The sequence below is a fragment of the Chromatiaceae bacterium genome (genome assembly GCA_024235395.1).
Lineage (GTDB): Bacteria > Pseudomonadota > Gammaproteobacteria > Chromatiales > Chromatiaceae > Thiosocius.
Genome location: JACKMK010000003.1, coordinates 527438 through 544373, shown reverse-complemented (window position 1 = coordinate 544373; position 16936 = coordinate 527438). Strand labels below are relative to the sequence as shown.

General features: G+C 67.7%; 15 protein-coding genes. 8 read left to right on the top strand and 7 right to left on the bottom strand.

Going from position 1 to position 16936, the window contains the following annotated elements; all coding sequences use genetic code 11:
- Positions 1 to 13: 13 nt before the first annotated feature.
- The 4 genes from H6955_15825 to H6955_15810 form a co-directional block, all read right to left on the bottom strand.
- Entirely contained in the window at positions 14 to 1846 is a 1833-nt protein-coding gene (locus tag H6955_15825; protein ID MCP5315027.1) for an SLC13 family permease, read from the bottom strand.
- Between the two features lie 105 nt (positions 1847 to 1951).
- Positions 1952 to 3484, bottom strand: coding sequence for a methyltransferase regulatory domain-containing protein (locus tag H6955_15820; GenBank protein ID MCP5315026.1), 1533 nt, complete (start codon positions 3482 to 3484; stop codon positions 1952 to 1954).
- A 42-nt stretch (positions 3485 to 3526) separates the two neighbouring features.
- Complete coding sequence (locus H6955_15815) at positions 3527 to 4315, bottom strand: toll/interleukin-1 receptor domain-containing protein (protein MCP5315025.1); 789 nt, start codon at positions 4313 to 4315, stop codon at positions 3527 to 3529.
- A gap of 45 nt (positions 4316 to 4360) precedes the next feature.
- Positions 4361 to 5671: a hypothetical protein gene (locus H6955_15810; protein MCP5315024.1), complete on the bottom strand. Its 1311-nt coding sequence runs from the start codon at positions 5669 to 5671 to the stop codon at positions 4361 to 4363.
- Positions 5672 to 5883: 212 nt separating this feature from the next.
- On the opposite strand from H6955_15810, the gene H6955_15805 reads away from it, so the two are divergent.
- From H6955_15805 to H6955_15770, 8 genes are all read left to right on the top strand, one after another.
- Entirely contained in the window at positions 5884 to 6252 is a 369-nt protein-coding gene (locus H6955_15805; GenBank protein ID MCP5315023.1) for a DUF971 domain-containing protein, read from the top strand.
- A gap of 39 nt (positions 6253 to 6291) precedes the next feature.
- Positions 6292 to 7044: a bifunctional demethylmenaquinone methyltransferase/2-methoxy-6-polyprenyl-1,4-benzoquinol methylase UbiE gene (gene ubiE / locus H6955_15800; GenBank protein ID MCP5315022.1), complete on the top strand. Its 753-nt coding sequence runs from the start codon at positions 6292 to 6294 to the stop codon at positions 7042 to 7044.
- A 58-nt stretch (positions 7045 to 7102) separates the two neighbouring features.
- Positions 7103 to 7729, top strand: a complete 627-nt coding sequence (locus H6955_15795) for an SCP2 sterol-binding domain-containing protein (GenBank protein MCP5315021.1) — start codon at positions 7103 to 7105, stop codon at positions 7727 to 7729.
- Positions 7726 to 9363 (top strand): ubiquinone biosynthesis regulatory protein kinase UbiB, encoded by a 1638-nt coding sequence (ubiB, locus tag H6955_15790; protein ID MCP5315020.1) that lies wholly within the window; start codon positions 7726 to 7728, stop codon positions 9361 to 9363. Before H6955_15795 ends, ubiB begins: the two co-directional genes overlap by 4 nt.
- 21 nt (positions 9364 to 9384) lie before the next feature.
- Positions 9385 to 9933 carry a DUF2058 domain-containing protein gene (locus H6955_15785; protein MCP5315019.1) on the top strand — a complete coding sequence of 183 codons (549 nt, stop codon included), beginning with the start codon at positions 9385 to 9387 and terminating at the stop codon, positions 9931 to 9933.
- 163 nt (positions 9934 to 10096) lie between these two features.
- The gene (locus H6955_15780; GenBank protein ID MCP5315018.1) at positions 10097 to 10576 is read left to right on the top strand and encodes a DUF2780 domain-containing protein; all 480 of its coding nucleotides are present in this window, start codon (positions 10097 to 10099) and stop codon (positions 10574 to 10576) included.
- 83 nt (positions 10577 to 10659) lie between these two features.
- Positions 10660 to 11247: a L,D-transpeptidase gene (locus H6955_15775; GenBank protein ID MCP5315017.1), complete on the top strand. Its 588-nt coding sequence runs from the start codon at positions 10660 to 10662 to the stop codon at positions 11245 to 11247.
- Between the two features lie 85 nt (positions 11248 to 11332).
- Positions 11333 to 11611, top strand: coding sequence for a hypothetical protein (locus H6955_15770; GenBank protein MCP5315016.1), 279 nt, complete (start codon positions 11333 to 11335; stop codon positions 11609 to 11611).
- Positions 11612 to 11634: 23 nt separating this feature from the next.
- Here H6955_15770 and H6955_15765 read toward each other — a convergent pair whose 3' ends face one another.
- The 3 genes from H6955_15765 to H6955_15755 are packed head-to-tail and all read right to left on the bottom strand — an operon-like array spanning position 11635 to position 16926.
- Complete coding sequence (locus H6955_15765) at positions 11635 to 12588, bottom strand: L,D-transpeptidase family protein (protein ID MCP5315015.1); 954 nt, start codon at positions 12586 to 12588, stop codon at positions 11635 to 11637.
- Between the two features lie 10 nt (positions 12589 to 12598).
- Positions 12599 to 15673, bottom strand: coding sequence for an efflux RND transporter permease subunit (locus H6955_15760; GenBank protein MCP5315014.1), 3075 nt, complete (start codon positions 15671 to 15673; stop codon positions 12599 to 12601).
- The gene (locus H6955_15755) at positions 15670 to 16926 is read right to left on the bottom strand and encodes an efflux RND transporter periplasmic adaptor subunit (GenBank protein ID MCP5315013.1); all 1257 of its coding nucleotides are present in this window, start codon (positions 16924 to 16926) and stop codon (positions 15670 to 15672) included. Before H6955_15755 ends, H6955_15760 begins: the two co-directional genes overlap by 4 nt.
- Positions 16927 to 16936: the final 10 nt, after the last annotated feature.

The following is a 16936-nucleotide window of genomic DNA, read 5'->3' as shown; positions in this document are numbered from 1 at the left end:
CGCCTCCGTTCGCTCAGTGCAGGTCGTAGAGCACCGGAAGCAGCCAGGAGAACACGGCCCACATGATCAGCGTCAAAGGGATGCCGATGCGCAGGAAGTCGCTGAAGCGGTAGCCTCCTGCGCTCATCACCAGCAGGTTGGTCTTGTACGCGATCGGGGTGGCATAGCTCATGTTCGCGCCGAACAGTACCGCCAGCACGAACGCCTCCTCGGGCAGACCGAGACGGCGGGCGATACCGATCGCGATCGGGGTGCCGATCAATGCCGCCGCATTGTTCGAGACGATATTGGTCATCAGCGCCATCAACAGCATCAGACCGCTCAGCAGGGCGCCGGGTGAGGCCCCGGCGGTCGCCGCGACGAACAACCGCGCCAGGTAGTCGGCTGCCCCGGTCTCCAGCAGCGCGGTGCCGAGCGCCAGGCTTGCGACCACGATCAGGATCACCTGGGTGCTGAGCGCGCGCGCCGCATCGCGCCAGCTCAGACAATCGGTCGCGAGCATCAGCAGCACGCCCGCCACTGCACTGATCGCGATAGGTACCAGTCCGAATGCAGCGCTCAACACGATCGCCGCCATGATCGCCAGCGCCAGCGGGGCCCGTCGCGTACGCGGAAGATCGGCGGTGGCGTCCAACACCAATACGTCGCCGCGCTGTTTGAGCGCCACGATCTGTTCGCGTGCACCCTGGACCAGGATCACGTCGCCGACCCGCAGGCGCATCTCGTGGATCTGGGCGCGCAGCGCCTCGACGCGCCAGCCGGCACGGTGCAGGGCGAGGGTCAGCAGCTGGTGGCGTTCGGCAAAGCGCGATGTGGACAGGCTCGTGCCATCCAGCGACGAACCCTGCGTCACCACGACCTCGGCCAGCTGTTGATCGTCGGCGTGCAACGGGTGCTCATCGTCGACCGGCGTGTCCCCGGCGTACAGCGTGGCGCCGAGCGCCGCCTCGTATTCCTTGAGCTGTTCGGCGGTGTCGGTCATCAGCAGGCGGTCGCCAGCACGCAACACCGCATCCGGCAACGGCAACAGGAAGGTCTGTTCACCGCGTAACACGCGCGTCACGCGCATCGCACCGCCGGCCTTGTCGACCGCCTCGGCCAGGGTCCGGCCCACCGCGAAGCTGTCGTCGGGCAACAGCAGCTGTGCCGTGAACAGGCGCGGGCTGACATCGGCGAGTTCGCTCTCGCGGGTCGGCAACAGGCGCGGCGCCACCAGCCACAGGTACAGCAGTGCGAACCCGCCGGCGGCCGCGACCGGCACGACGAAGTCGAACATGCCGAGACGGCGCACGCCGAGGTCGGCCGCAACGCTGACCACCAACAGGTTCGTCGAGGTGCCGATCGTCGTACCCATGCCGCCGACCAGCGTCGCGAACCCCATCGGCATCAGCACCTGCGACGCCGGCTGGCGGGTGCGCAAGGAGACGCTGATCAGGATCGGCAACAACAACACGACGATAGGCACATTGTTGACAAAGGCGCTGAACAGGGCACCGACCAGCAGCGTGAGCAGCAGCGAGAACGACGGTGCGACGGCCCAGGCGCGCGCCAGCCAACGACCGACCGGTTCCAGTGCACCGGTACGCACCAGGCCCTGCCCCGCAATCATCAGTGCGCACACCGCAACCAGGGCCTCGTGACCGAATCCGGCGAAGAATGCCGTCCCCTCGAGGGTCACGCCGCCGCGCTCGAAAGGAAACAACTCGAAGCCCACCGCCAGCAGCGCGAGTACCAGCAGACTCGAGGTCTCGAGCGGGATGCGCTCGCGGGTGAACAGCACCAGCGCCAGCAACGTCAGCAGCAGCACGGCCAGCGCGTGCGCGTTGGGTACCGCGAGTTCGGCCATCAGCTGCAGCGCACGGCCACCGACCCGGCAAAACGGATGGGGAGAGGGAAGGTCATCGCAGCAAGGATAGACCCTCGGACACGGCCGGGCGCGGCCGCGTGCCGGTCAACACAGCGCGCCGTAGCGTGCCAGACGTCGCAACAGGGTATTGGGATCGACGGACCGCTGCGCCGTACCCGAGGCACGCAGGTGTCCGGCCAGGGCATCGCGACCCAGACTCCCGTCGAGCGCACGCAGCACGCCGGCTGTCTCGGGATCGAGCGCGAGGCTCGCATGTCGACTGTCGACCAGCCGTCCCGACTGTGCCTCCAGCCGGGCCAGGGGGGTACTGCACGGCGGCTCCCCGTGGTCGGCGAGGCCTCCGCCCGGCTGGGTGCTGGCGGAGATCGCACGGTAGGCGAACAACTGAAACAGCTCACCGAACAGGTGGTCGGTCTGGGTGGCGAGGCGCGGGTCACCGGTGCCGGCCACCTGGCGCCGCGCAATGGCTTCGAGTTCCGCGTAATCGACGGCCCGCGGATAGACCAGCCCGAGGTAGGCCACCGCGGCCTTGCTCAGCGGATGCGATACCCGATGCTGGCGTCCACCCGGGTCGGTGAACAGCTGCGGTTTGGCACGCCTCAGGTCGAGCTTGCGCGGCGGTTCCAGGTCGGCGAACAGCGCCAGACCCGCAAACTGCTCGTAGTCCGGCCCGGTGTATGCGTGCTGTTCTGCGCGCACCAGCAGCGCCTGGTGGAAGTTGCGATTGAGCAGAAAATCGAGGTATTGCTGGCGGGCGACCGGGTCGCCGATCCCGGCCAACACCCGCTCGGCCGCATCGCCCAGCGTCGCGGGGAACTGGAAGTGCAGTTCGCTGTTGCACAGGTAGCGCAGGCCGGCCTGGTGCGCATCGGCGACGAAATCGCTGAACAGCACCGGCTCGTTCACCGCCGCGAGGTACTCGTGGTACAGGTAGCTGTCGGGCGCGTGCTGCAGGGTCGCGAGTTCGCGTCGCAGATAGTCGGCGCTCAGCGCCTGCAGACCGTTCAGCCCGGCCTCGAGAAACTGCAGGAATTCGCGCGCCGCCTGCAGGCGCTGCACGGGTGCGGACACGGCGCGCACGTGGAACAGCAGCATCTGCCGCAACATGCCGCGCATCTGCCAACCCGGCAGTGCGTTGAAGCTGACGTAGGCGACCCCCTGTGGGCTCAGATGCCGTCGGATCAGTGCGAGCAGCGCACTGCGCACCGGTGCAGGGACCCAGGAGTACAGGCCGTGGGCGACGATATAGTCGAAGCCCTGTTCGCCCAGGTCGACCTCGGCGACATCCGCGCGGCGGATCTCGATATTGCCGAGGTCGAGCTGTTGGATCAGTGCCTGCCCGAGCTCGACCTGCGCCTGCGCCAGGTCCAGGCCCAGAAACCGGGCCTGCGGCATGTACCACGCCATCGGGATCAGATTGCCGCCGGCGGCGCACCCCAGCTCGAGCACCCGACTGGTGCGCGGATCCGGGCTCGCGACACCGAACAGCCTGGCGAGCACCGCGAGTTGGTCGGGATGGGTCTCGGCGAGCGACTGGCGGTCGTACGGGATGCTGTCGTAGGCGTCCAGGGAGGACACTCCAGGGTACGGCTGCAATGCCGCGCGGCGATTGTGCATCCGGCGGGTTGGCGTTGTCGACAGCGTCGACCTGGACCGCACTCAGCGTTCGGTAAGCCGTGCCTGCAGGCGTTGCCACGCGACCTGGATCCGGGCCTCGGCGGTGTCCAGCGAACGCTGCATCGATGCATCGCCGAACAGGCGCAGGCCACCGTAGACCAGTGCCACCACGACCGCGACCGACAGTGCCTTGCGCACCATCCGCCAGAGTCCGGCCAGTAGCTGCTGGACGAACGTCGGCGGCAGGTGCGGCGGCTCGAGCCGCGGGCGGCGGCGGGCGGCGACTTCGTCGAGGATGCGCCCTCCGAGTTCACGCAGCACGTCGGCCGGCGACTCCTCGGCGCGCGCCGCCGCGCTGGGTTCCGACGCCAGGGACGGACACAGTTCCCGCAGGCGCTGCGCCAGTTCCTCGATCTCGGCATCCCAGTGGCGATCGCTCATGCTCGCGGCCTGCAGCCCGTTCAGGCGGCGGATACTCGGTGGCAGCGAGTCGGCGGCGACCATGGTTGCACCGCCAACCAGCACCGGGATCACCCGTTTACCCTGTGCGAACGCCGCCTCGATCTCGGTCCGCACCCAGTCGGTCGGTTCGAACAGCCGTGACTCGAGGCCCTGGTTGGAAACCCCGGCCCAGTTGCGACCGATGACGACCAGCAACACATCGCTGGCGGCAATCGCGCGGTGCAGCACGTCGGTGAAATCGCTGCCGACCGGGATCTCGATGTCGCGAAACACCTGCTCGGTACCGAATTTCTCGAGCAGGTCGTCGGCCAGGCGGCCGGCGAATCCCTGGCTGTCGTCGCGCCGGTAGCTGACGAAGATTCCTGGCATCTCGTTTGGCCCCTCCTACCGGGCTCGGCGCACCGGGCGCCGATACTAACCCAGCGTCTCGAACAGGTGCAGCACCAGGGCGTCGACGGCAACCATCAGCAGCGTGAAGCGGCCGTTCCAGCGCAGAAAGCCGCGTGAGTCGACGCCGAACCGTCCGGCCATCGCCAGGTGCATACCGGAGAAAGGCGAACTGCTGACCCCGGCGGCCCAGCTCATCAGGTAGGTGATGCCCATCAGGTTGGGATCGGGTGCGAGCGGTGCGAGCACGCCGTGCGCGGTCGCGATGCTGATCACCGGGTGCACGCCGAGCGCCGAGACGCCGACCATCAACACCAGCAGCACGCTCGCCTCGGTCGCCCCGAACTCGAGCAGGTCGAGCGTCCAGCCGCTGCTCTGCACCGCGCTCGCGATGCCGGCTGCCAGCACCCCGGCCGCGAGGAACAACACCAGCTCGCCGGACATGCGGGGCAGACCATGGCGGATCTGATGCGTGAATCGCGGCAGCGCGCCGTCGCGGTGCCGCAGGCTCAGCACGAGCAGCGTCAGGCCGAGCGACAGCAGGCTGATCAACGACAGCAGCGGCACCGCCGGAAGCAGCCAGTGCGCCGCCATCACCAGCAGGGCCAGCAGCGCCGGAATCCACAGCGCCCCGAAATGCATCGGGTAACCGACGAACGCGGCTGCCGCCGGGTGGCGACTCAGGCGCCATCCACTGACCAGCAGGCCGAACGCGGCCAGCGGCAGGCCGACGCTCGACAGGGTGACGAGCTGCGCGCCCGGGGCATTCGACAGCGCTATGCCCATCGCGGCGAAGAACGGCGACCAGTGTGAAGCGAGCGCAAATCCACGCGACAGCACCATCGCCTGCAACGGCGTCATCGGCTCACGGCGACTCAGGCGGTCACCGAGGATCATCACCGCCGACAGGTTGATCACCGAGCCGAACAGGTGCACCCCGAGCAGGGTGCGCCACAGTGCGCCCGGGCCGCGTGGGTCCGGCTCGCCGGCATCCGCCTCCGGCAGGGTGATCAGGCGCAGGAAACTCACCGAGGCCAGCATCGCCAGCAACGCCTGGTTGGTACTGAGCGCCTTGTCGAGCTGCGGCATCCCGTCGACCGACCAGGCATACACCAGGCCACCGCCCCCTACCGCGAGCATCGCCAGTGTCTGCATGCGTTGCAGACCGCGGACCCGGCTGGCGAGCAGCACACCGGCGAGCCAGAAGGCCGCGCCGGGCCAGGCGCGGGGTACGCCCGACCCGACACCGTGCAGAATCGACAACAGGATCGCGGCGAGCAACAGCCCACCGGCGAGGTGCTGTGTAGGTGATGCTGCTGGGGTTCCGGCCGACGACATCCGGTCAGCATATCGCCTTACCGGCAATCGTGAACCCGGCCACCGGTCCCGCGACGGCAGCGCGACGCCAATCGCCGACAAATTCTGGGCGAACATCGCACCGAAACGCCGGTAAGATCAGCGACCCGGAAAGCGAGGGGCGGGCCACGACTGCGCGCACCCGGCCCCTCGACTGCTGTCCGTTTCCGCCGTAACTGCGCGAGGAGCCTTGCATGAACAACCCCGTACCGACCGAACTGAATATGCACCGCATGTCACGCGTGCTCGAGGTCACCTTCGACGATGGCGCCAACTTCAAGCTGCCCGCCGAGTACCTGCGCGTGTATTCGCCCTCGGCCGAGGTCGCCGGGCACGGCCCTGGTCAGCGCAAGGTCCCGCTGGGCAAGGAAGGCGTGAACATCGAGCGTATCGAGCCGGTCGGCAACTACGCGGTGGCACTGCACTTCGACGACCAGCACAACACCGGGATCTACTCCTGGGAAACCCTGTACAATCTCGGCAAACACTACGACGACCTGTGGGCGCAGTATCTCGACGAGTTGAAGGAGAAGGGCTACACGCGCAAGGAGCCCGCTGCCTGATCTCGCTCGCGTCCGGGTCGCCCCGCACGGAACCCTCGCATGGCTGACGAGACACAACAGACCCATTTCGGATTTCGCACCGTCGGAGCCGGCGAAAAGGCCGGCCTGGTACGCGGCGTGTTCGATTCGGTCGCGTCGCGCTACGACCTGATGAACGACCTGATGTCGCTCGGTGTCCACCGCCTGTGGAAGCGCTTCGCGATCGAGCTGGCCGGCGTGCGACCGGGTCAGCGGGTGCTCGACCTGGCTTCGGGGACGGGGGATCTCGCCGACCGCTTTGCCGACCTGGTGGGTCCCGAGGGCCTCGTGCTGATGACCGATATCAATGCCGCGATGCTCGGCGTCGGTCGCGACCGCATGACCGACCGCGGCCACGCCGGCAATGTCGCCTACGCCCAGGTCGACGCCGAGAGCCTCCCGTTCGCGGACAACAGCCTCGACCTGATCACGATCGCGTTCGGGCTGCGCAACGTGACACAGAAGGAGAAGGCCCTGGCCGCGATGTTTCGCGCGCTCAAACCGGGTGGCCGCGCACTGGTGCTGGAGTTCTCGAAGCCGACCAGCAAGCCGCTGGAAAAGCTCTACGACCTGTATTCCTTCCACATCCTGCCGCGCATGGGCGAACTGGTCGCCAAGGATGCCGACAGTTACCGCTATCTGGCCGAGTCGATCCGGATGCACCCCGACCAGGCGACCCTGAAGGAGATGATGGAGGATGCCGGTTTCGAGCGCTGCGACGTGCACAATCTGACCGGTGGGATCGTCGCGGTACACCGCGGCTTCAAGTTGTAGCAAAACGCACCGACGGCACGCTTCGACCGCCCGTTCGAGTGCAGACCCCGAGACCGCGATGAGCATACGCGACTTTGCCCTCGAAGGCCTGGAACAGGCCATCAACCGGCTGCTCGACCTCGACCCCGAGGCGCGCCGGCGTCTCGCCGCGCTGCACGGCCGCAGTGTCTCCATCGACCTGCGCGGCACCGGCATCCGACTGAACTTCGTTGCGGGTCACGACGGCCGCCTGCAGCTGCTCGGCAATGTCGAGGGTGACCCCGACTGCACGCTGAGCGGCAGCCCGCTGGATCTGCTGCGTGCCAGCGACAAGGAGCAGGGCCATCGCCAGCTGTTCGCCGGAAATGTGCGGATCATCGGCGACCAGGCGCTGGGGCAGCGATTCAGCGAGGCGCTCGCAGGCATCGACATCGACTGGGAGGAACAGCTTTCGAAGCTGACCGGCGACATCGTCGCGCACCAGATCGGGCGCGGCGTGCGCGGGGCGCGCGCCGAGGCGGACCGCGTCGCCGGCAGTGCGCGCGACAACCTTTCCGAGTACCTGACCGAAGAGGCCCGGCTGCTGCCACACCGCTTCGAGGTCGAGGACTTCATCGCCGATGTCGACACGCTGCGCGACGACGCCGAGCGCCTGGAGGCCCGTATCGCGCTGCTCGAACGTCGCAAAGGTGGTGATCCGGCGTGATCCCGGTCCGCGAGAGCCTGCGCGTCGCGCACATCGGTTGGGTGCTGATGCGCCACGGTCTGGACGAGATCGTGCTCGCGGCGCATCTGTTCCGTCCGATCCGATTCTTCCGCTTCCTGTCGCCGTTCTACTGGGGCAGCCGGCCACCGCGCGGGGTGCGCATCCGGCGCGCACTCGAGGACCTGGGGCCGATCTACGTGAAGTTCGGTCAGATCCTGTCGACCCGACGTGACCTGCTGCCGGACGACATCGCCATCGAGCTGGCCAAGCTGCAGGACCAAGTGCCGCCGTTTCCCGGCGCGCAGGCCAAGGCGATCGTCGAGAAATCGCTCGGCAAACCGGTCGAGGAGCTGTTCGCCGAGTTCGACCTCACCCCGCTGGCCTCGGCGTCGATCGCCCAGGTGCACGCGGCGACCATGCACGACGGGCGCAAGGCGATCGTCAAGGTCGTCCGGCCCGGGATCGAGCGCACCATCCGGCGCGACATCGACCTGTTGTTCACGATCGCCCGGCTGGCACGCAAATACTCACGCGACGCGCGGCGCCTGCGTCCGGTCGAAGTCGTCGAGGAATACGACAAGACGATCCACGACGAGCTCGACCTGCTGCGCGAGGCGGCCAACGGCGCCCAGCTGCGCCGCAACTTCAGCGACGGCCGGCTGTTGTACGTCCCAGAGGTGTACTGGGATTACACGCGCGAAAACGTGATGGTGCAGGAACGCATCTACGGTATCCCGGTCGACCAGGTCGACGAACTGGTGGCCGCCGGGGTCGATCTCAAGGTGCTCGGCGAGCGCGGCGTCGAGATCTTCTTCACCCAGGTGTTCCGCGACAACTTCTTCCACGCCGACATGCACCCCGGCAACATCTTCGTCCGTCCGGACGGCACCTATATCGGTGTCGATTTCGGCATCGTCGGCACCCTGACCACCGCCGATCAGCGCTACCTCGCGGAGAACCTGCTCGCGTTCTTCCATCGCGACTACCGCAAGGTCGCCGAGCTGCACGTCGAATCCGGCTGGGTCCCGCGCGATACCCGGGTCGAGGATTTCGAGGCCGCGATCCGCACCGTCTCCGAACCGATCTGGGAGAAACCGATCAGCGAGATCTCGTTCGGTCATTTTCTGTTGCGCCTGTTTCAGACCGCGCGCCGCTTCAACATGGAGGTACAGCCGCAACTGGTCCTGCTGCAGAAGACCTTGCTCAACATCGAGGGCCTCGGGCGCATGCTGTATCCGCAGCTCGACCTCTGGAGCACCGCCAAGCCGTTCATGGAACGCTGGATGGCGCAGCAGGTCGGTCCGCGTGCCTTTGTGCGGCGGGTCAAGGAAAGCCTGCCGCAGATATCCGAGGATCTGCCTGAACTGCCACTGCTCGCGCACCGGGCGCTGCGCAAGGCGGTCGACGGCAGCCTCACGGTACAGTGGCAGTCGGCGCAGCTGGAGCAGATCCGCGACGAGATCCGTGGGGGCAATCAGCGCACCCAGGCCAGCCTCGCCGGCGCGACCCTGACGCTGAGCGGCGTGCTGGCGGCCGGGCTGCTGGACACCACGATCGGCTTCAATCCGCTGTGGCTGGCGGGTGGCCTCGGCGGTGTCGGCCTGCTGCTGCTGGCGTGGGCGCTCACCCGCTGAGACAACCGGAGGGAACTTGCCATGGGCAACTCACTGCAGGACGAACTGCTCAAGGCCGGCCTGATCGACCAGAACAAGATCGATCAGGCGCGCAAGTCGAAAAACAAGCAGGCGGCGCAACGGCAGAAGCCGAAGAAAAAACCCAGGCCGCCACACGCCGAGCGGCCACCGCTGACACCGGAACAACTCGAGAAGCAGGCACGCGACCGCGAACTCGAACAGCAGCGCGCCGAGGTGCGCCGCCAGCGCGAAGTCGCCGCCGAGGTACGCCAGCTGGTCAGCCGACACAAGCATCCGCGCGTCGAGCGCGAGGACGACAAACCGTTTCATTTCGAGAACAAGGGCAAGATCAAACGCCTGTACGTGTCGGCCGAGACGCATCAGCTGATCGCCGACCGCAAGCTGACGATCGTCAACGACAACGGGGTGTTCGAGCTGGTCCCTCCGGAGATCGCCGAACGGATCCGCAAGCGCAACCCCAGCCTGGTGATCGACCTGCCCGAGGACAAGGCGCCGGATGCCGATGACCCCTATGCGCAATACCAGGTACCCGACGATCTGATGTGGTGAACCGCCTGCCCCGGCCATGCGGGGCGGTCGTTGCGACACCGGTCACGACGCCGACAGCGAATCCCGGCCAGTCGGCCGTGGCGGGCGCGCAACCGCGGCGCGCTGTGGCATCATCGCGCGCTCCGGAGACGCGTTCTCCCCAGCCGCCGAAAAGGAACATCCGATGCGCAAATACTCCCTCAAGTCGATCGCCGCGACGGCGCTCGTTTCCCTGTTCTTGATGTCCAGCCTGGCGAATGCCGCCGGCCTGGTCGATATGGTCACCGGTCAGCTCGGTGTGTCGCCGTCTCAGGCCGAAGGCGGCCTCGGCGCCCTGCTGCGCACCGCGAAGGGCTCGATGGGCGACGATCAATACGGCAGCCTGCTGTCGATGGTCCCCGGCCTGGACGGCCTGGTCGATCAGGCACCGGCGCTGGGCGGTGGGAGCAGTGGCCTGGGCGGTCTGGCCAGTTCCGCCGGCCAACTGCTTGGCGGCGGCTCGGGCGATTCGCTGGCCGGGATGGGACAGCTGACCCAGGCATTCGACAGCCTGGGACTGTCCTCGGACATGGTCGGCAGCTTCTCCAAGCTGTTGCTCGACTATGTCCAGAACGAAGGCGGCAGCCAGGCCTTCGAACTGCTCAAGGGGGCACTCCCGATCTGACCGGCTCGCGTCGCGTCGATCGGCAGCCCTCCGGGACCGAAACGGGGCGGGATGAACAGCCTGTGTCACACCGGGTCATGCCGATGAACGGCCCTATCGCCGCCCAAAGGACCGGGACCCGCACCCTGCATCGCCTGGCCGTCGCTCTGCTGCTGTCGGTCGCCGCGGTACAGGGTGCCGTTGCCTCCGAGGCGCATCGGCTGCTGGTCGACACCGCGGCGTCGACCTTGACCGTGTTGGAAGGCCAAAGGCCGCTGATCACGCTGCACAACCTGTCGATCGGTCGCTACGGCGTCAACCGACAGAAGCTGCGGGGCGACAACACCACGCCGCTCGGCCGCTTTCGGGTGACGCGCGTCCGCCGTGACTCCGATTTCCACCGCTTCATCGCGCTCGACTTCCCGGATCTCGAACGGGCGCGCGACGCCCTCCGACAGGGCACGATCGATGCCCGCCAGTTTGAGCGCATCGTCGCCGCGCACCGACGTGGCAAGACCCCTCCGCAAGACACTGCCCTGGGCGGACACATCGGCATTCACGGCCTGGGGCGCGCCGACCCGCAGATGCATGCAACGCTGAACTGGACCAAGGGGTGCATCGCGCTGACCGACCGGCAGATCGACGCGCTGTTGCCCTGGGTGCGCGTCGGCATGGCGGTGGAAATTCGCTAGGCCGCGTCTTAATCTGTACTCAGGACCGACGCGTTGCGCTCAGCGCTCGCGCGGATGGTCATCACGCCAGCAGGAGGGCGCCGCCATGAACACCCGACCCGTCAAAACCGTACTCATTCTGGCCGCGAGTGCCGCACTGTTCGGCTGCGCGACCGCCAACGAAAAGGACCTGCGTACCGAACTCGCCGAGGTTCGCGCGATTGCCGAACAGGCCGCGGCCGACGCCGCCGTCGCCAAACAGGCCGCGGCCGATGCCCGTGACCAGTCGGATGCGGCGATGAATGCCGCGTCGGCCGCGCAGTCGCAGTCGGAGCAGACCGAGGCCAAGATCGACCGCATGTTCAAGAAGGCGATGTACAAATAGACACCGCGTCGCGGACCGGGCGTTCAACGGAACAGCGGATGGGTGATCGGTCGCCCGCTGGCACCGGGCCTGGAGACCGCCACGGGGAAACCGCGCGCCTCCTCGACGGCGCGGCGCAGCGCGGCGCCGTCGAGGACGGCCGGCTTTCGTTCGAGTTCGGCGTACACGATCTCGAGCGCGAAGCGCAGCAGGTCACCACGTGAGGTGGGATCCTCGTCGAGCGGTGGGTGCACCTCAAGATGCAGCACGCCGTCCTCCCAGCCGGCCTTGACCGGCTGATTCACGATCTGCACCGGCGTGCCGACCGGCACGGCCTCGAACAGTCCGGCGATGTCTTCGGGCAGCAGGCGCACACAGCCGTGGGTCACCCGCATGCCGACCCCGTAGGGTTTGTTCGTGCCATGGATCAGGTAGCCCGGCACCGCGAGACGCAGGGCGTATTCGCCGAGCGGGTTGTCCGGCCCCGGCGGCACCCGTTCGGGGACCGCGCGCCCCTCGGCGGCGGCCTCTTCTCGCACCGATGCCGGTGGATGCCAGCTCGGATCACGCTGTTTCGCGACGATCCGCGTCTCGCCGAGCGGCGTCTTCCAGTCCATACGCCCGATGCTCACCGGATAGGTGTCGACCACCGCCGGCTCAGCGGCGGTCTCGACGCGGAAGTGATAGAGGCGCATCTCGGGCAGATTCAGCACCAGCCCGCGGCGCGCGGCAACCGGCAGGACATACCACGTCGGGATCAGCACCTCGGCGCCTTCTTCGGGCAACCAGCGATCGACGTCCGGGTTGGCCAGGCGGATCTCCTCCTGGCCGACATCGTTGGCACGCGCGATGTCGAGCAGCGTCTCGCTGCGGCGCGCCGCAGCCCATTGCAGCGTGCCGACCAGATCGCTGCCCGGGGGAGGCAGTGGGTACTGCGTGGCAGCGACCACCCCGGTCAACCAGGGCGCGACAAGCAACAGGCAGCGGCGACACCTCATGTGCAGCACGCTAAGGGTGAACGGCCCGATCGCGGTGGATCAACGCATAGACGGCGGGGATCAGCAGCAGGGTGATCAGCGTCGATGCAGCGAGGCCGCCGAGTACCACGCGCGCCAGCGGCGCCTGGGCGTCGGCCCCTTCGCCGATCCCAAGCGCGAGCGGCAGCAGCGCGAGGATCGTGGTCAGCGTCGTCATCAGGATCGGACGCAGCCGGCGCCGTCCAGCCTCGGCCAGCGCCTCGCCGACCGGCAGGCCCTCGGTACGGAGACGCCCGGCCTGGTCGACCAGCAGGATCGCGTTGTTGACCGCGATGCCACCGAGCATGATGCAGCCGATCGCCGACTGCAGGTTGAGGGTGGTATCGGTCAGGAACAGCGTGAGCAGCACGCCGACCGTGGCGACCGGCACCGAGAGCATCACGACCAGGGGATCACGCAGTGATTCGTACTGCGAGGCCAGCACCATGTAGACCAGCAGCAGCGCGAGCCCCAGGGATACGCTGAGTTCGGAGAACGCCTTTTCCTGCTCTTCGTAGTTGCCGGCGATATGCAGGTCATAGCCGGTCGGGCGGGGGATCTCCGCGAGCCGCGACCGGACATCACGCACCACCGCCCCGAGATCACGCTCGGCGATGTTCGCCGACACGCTGACCAGCCGCTGCTGGTCCTTGCGCTCGACGATCACCTGGCCACGCCCCTCGTCGGTGGTCACCAGGTTGCGCAACGTGACCTGTTCACCGGCCGGGGTGCGCAGCGTGAGGTCGAGGATCTCGTCGATCGAGCGCTTCTCGGCGTTTTCCAACTGCACCAGGATGCGGTAGGAGTTGCCCTCGACGCGGTATTCGCCGGCCTTCGACCCGGCCACCGCCGTCTCGATGACCTCGGTGACGTCGCGCACCTCGAGTCCCAGATCGGCGATCTTGTCACGCAGGACGTGGATCTGCTGCTGCGGGATCCCCGCCTCGCGGCTGACGTTGACGTCGGTCACGCCCGGCACCCCGGCGATCGCTTCGGCCGTCCGTCGCGCGAGCGTCGCCAGGGTGTCCAGATTGAATCCGCGCACCTCGACGGTCACGCCCTCGTCGCCGGCGAGCAGGCGTTCGAGCAGGAACTGTCCCTGCGGTGCGCGGGTGCGGATCGTCATGCCGGGTATCTCGCCATCCAGCTGGCGGCGCAGGTCGCGGGCGATCTCGGTGTTGCTGCGCGGCCGGTCTGCCGCCGGGCTCAGCGACAGGCGGACCTCGCCCTGCGCCTTGGCGCTGCCGCGTGTGCCCGAGGTGACCACCGTGGCCACCGCGGACACGGTCTCGGGGACACCCGCATACACGATGTCCTCCATCAACCGGGTCTGCCGGTCGATCACATCCAGGCGCGTGCCGACCTCCATCTCACCGGTCACGCGCACCTCGCCCTCGTCGCTGGGCGGCAGGAACTCGGTACCGATGTACGGCAGCAGCAACAGGCTGGCGGAAAACAGCAATGCAGACACCAGTACGCTGGTCCAGCGGTAGCGCAGCACGCCGTGCAGCAGATCGCGATAACCGTTCTCGAGTGAATCCAGCATGGCGCCGGCGGCGGCGCTCAGGCCCGTCCAGCGACCGCCCGGGGAGGCCGAGCGCTGCAGCAGGCGCGAGGCCAGCATCGGTACCAGGCTCAGCGAGACCAGCAGCGAACAGAACAGGGAAAACATGATCACGTACGCGAGTTCCTTGAACAGCACCCCGGGGACGCCGCGCACGAACACCAGCGGCAGAAACACCGTCAGCGTCGTAATGGTGCCCGCCGTGACCGCCGCGGCGACCTCGCCGGTGCCGGCGATCGCCGCCGGTCCCGGCAGCTCGCCGCGCTCGTGGTGACGCCGGTAGATGTTCTCGAGCACCACCACCGAGCTGTCGACCATCATGCCGACACCGAGCGCGAGCCCGCCGAGGGTCATCAGATTCAACGTGAAGCCGCCGAAGTACAGCAGCGCGAAGGTCGCGATCACCGAGATCGGGATCGCCAGCGAGATCACCAGGGTGCTGCGCAGGTTGCGCAGGAAGAACAACAGCACCAGCACCGCCAGTGCGCCGCCGTACAGCACCGACTGCGCAACGTTGTCGATCGAGCGTTCGATGAAGTTGCCCTGGTTGATCACCGGCACGATATGGATCTGCGGGAACTCGCGATTCAGCTCGTCCACCTCGCGCAGCACGCGCTCGGCGACCTCGACGGTGTTGGCCTCGGCCTGTTTGCGGATCGCGACACGCAGGCCACGCTCGCCGTTGATGCGAATCACCCGGGTCAGTTTCTCGTAGGTGTCGCTGACCTTCGCGATCTGCCCCAGCGTGATCTGCGCACCGTCGCGCTTGCTGATCACGGTATGGCGGATGTCGTCGAGGCTGTTGAACTCGGCCGGGGCACGCAGCGTGACCTCGTAGGCGCCGCGCTCGATCTTGCCGGCCGGCAGGTCGAGGTTGGCGTTGCGGATCGCGTCGAGCACGTCGTTCAGCGGCAGACCGAGCGCATTGACCTTGGCCGGGTCGAGTTCGACCCGCACCTCGCGGGTGAAGCCACCCCAGGGGTCGACTTGGGCAACCCCCGGGATACGCGCGAAGCGGTAGCGGATCTGGTCCTCGAGGATCTGCGTCAGCTCGACCGGGTCGAGCGGGCTGGAGATGCCGAGCAACACCACCGGAAAGCTGTCGACATCGAACTTGGTCACGCGCGGGCCGACGATGTCGTCGGGCAGTTCGCTGATCTCGTCCGCCAGCGTCGCCTGCACGTCGACTGCGACCGCATCGATGTCCGAACCCCAGGCGAAACTGACGCGTACGCTGCTGTTGCCTTCGTACGATTGCGAGGTCATCTCGACCACCCCGGGCACGGTGGCGACGATCTCCTCGACGATCTGCGTCACCAGGCGCTCCATCACGATCGGGTCGGCGCCCTCGTACTGGGTGCGGATCGTCAGCGTCGGCAGCTCGATGCTCGGCAGCAGGTCGATCTGCAGCCTGCTGAGCGCGACCGAGCCGAGCACCAGCACGATCAGCGTCAGCATGCTGGCGAACACCGGCCGACGGACACTCGCGCTGGCCAGGCTCATCGGTCGGCCGCGCTCCGTTCGGCGGAGACGCGCAACGGCGCGCCGTCTTCGAGCAGCTGCTGACCCAGGGTCACGACCCGTCCCGCCAACTCGGCCCCGATCAGCTGCACCCGTCCCGCCTGGAGAATGCCCGGTTGCACCGCATGCCAAACGGCCGTCTCGCCGTCCCCGCCGACCAGGAACACGCCGTCGCGGCCATCCCGGCTGGTCAGCGCCTGCTGCGGCACGGTCACCGCATCGGCGACCCGCTGCAACGTGACCGTGGCGCGCGCGAACATGCCCGGCTTGAGACGCAGGTCGGGGTTGTCGATGCGCAGTTCGACGCGCGCCTGGCGGGTCGACTCGAGGAACACCGGGGCGATGCGCTCGATGGTGCCGGAGAAGCTGTCGCCGGGGAACGCGTCGGTCGCGATGTCGGCCGACTGACCGGCGCGCAGGCGCGCATAGTCGCGCTCGGTGACGAAGAACACCGCGGTGATGGGATCGAGTTCGACGATGCGCAACAGGGGTGCGTTCGCCGCCAGGGTCTGACCTTCGTCGACATAGCGCTCGGCCACCACGCGGCGTTCACTGCCGCCGCGCCAGTCGGCCGTCACCTGGGTATAACCGAGGCGGATACGCGCCGCCGCGAGATCGGCCTCGGCGCTGGCGATGCGTGCCCGGGTGACCTTGACCTGGGCCTGCTTGGCCAGTTGCTCGGCCTTGGCCACATCGCGCTGCGATTCAGAACTGACGCCGCGACCACGCAGTTCGTCGATGCGCTTCAGCTCGCGGTCGGCGATCTGCAACAGGCTGTCGGCCTCGGCCTTGCTCGCCCGCGCGACCTCGAGGTCGGCCTCGGCCCGCGCCACCGCCTGTACGTACTCGGCGTCGTCGAGCACCGCGACCACCTGGCCGCGGCTCACCGGATCGGCGAGATCGAGATTCAACCGCTCGACCCGACCGCTGACCTTGGGTGCGACGACGAACTCGGCACGCGCCTCCAGGGTGCCGGTGAAGGTCCGCTGCAACGCGATCGGGCCCCGTTCGATCGTGGCGACCTCGACCGGGACCGGCGGCTTGGCGCCCTTCTCGCGGGTCCCGGCCTGGGTCGCCTGCAGCCGCTGATAGATCGCCCAACCCAGCCAGGCAGCGGCAAGCAGAACAACCAGCAATAACAGGACGCCGCGGCGACCGGGGGTTCTCTCAGTTTGCACGCTGGCCTCTGAAGGGGTAACAACGGCTCGCAGTTCACTACGAACCCCGGTGCACATCAACCGCGAG

Bases quoted from the DNA above. Each gene is read 5' to 3' on its own strand.
- H6955_15825 (MCP5315027.1), bottom strand. From the start codon at position 1,846: ATGGCCGAACTCGCGGTACCCAACGCGCACGCGCTGGCCGTGCTGCTG.
- H6955_15820 (MCP5315026.1), bottom strand. From the start codon at position 3,484: ATGCACAATCGCCGCGCGGCATTGCAGCCGTACCCTGGAGTGTCCTCC.
- H6955_15815 (MCP5315025.1), bottom strand. From the start codon at position 4,315: ATGCCAGGAATCTTCGTCAGCTACCGGCGCGACGACAGCCAGGGATTC.
- H6955_15810 (MCP5315024.1), bottom strand. From the start codon at position 5,671: ATGTCGTCGGCCGGAACCCCAGCAGCATCACCTACACAGCACCTCGCC.
- H6955_15805 (MCP5315023.1), top strand. From the start codon at position 5,884: ATGAACAACCCCGTACCGACCGAACTGAATATGCACCGCATGTCACGC.
- ubiE (MCP5315022.1), top strand. From the start codon at position 6,292: ATGGCTGACGAGACACAACAGACCCATTTCGGATTTCGCACCGTCGGA.
- H6955_15795 (MCP5315021.1), top strand. From the start codon at position 7,103: ATGAGCATACGCGACTTTGCCCTCGAAGGCCTGGAACAGGCCATCAAC.
- H6955_15785 (MCP5315019.1), top strand. From the start codon at position 9,385: ATGGGCAACTCACTGCAGGACGAACTGCTCAAGGCCGGCCTGATCGAC.
- H6955_15780 (MCP5315018.1), top strand. From the start codon at position 10,097: ATGCGCAAATACTCCCTCAAGTCGATCGCCGCGACGGCGCTCGTTTCC.
- H6955_15775 (MCP5315017.1), top strand. From the start codon at position 10,660: ATGAACGGCCCTATCGCCGCCCAAAGGACCGGGACCCGCACCCTGCAT.
- H6955_15770 (MCP5315016.1), top strand. From the start codon at position 11,333: ATGAACACCCGACCCGTCAAAACCGTACTCATTCTGGCCGCGAGTGCC.
- H6955_15765 (MCP5315015.1), bottom strand. From the start codon at position 12,588: ATGAGGTGTCGCCGCTGCCTGTTGCTTGTCGCGCCCTGGTTGACCGGG.
- H6955_15760 (MCP5315014.1), bottom strand. From the start codon at position 15,673: ATGAGCCTGGCCAGCGCGAGTGTCCGTCGGCCGGTGTTCGCCAGCATG.
- H6955_15755 (MCP5315013.1), bottom strand. From the start codon at position 16,926: ATGTGCACCGGGGTTCGTAGTGAACTGCGAGCCGTTGTTACCCCTTCA.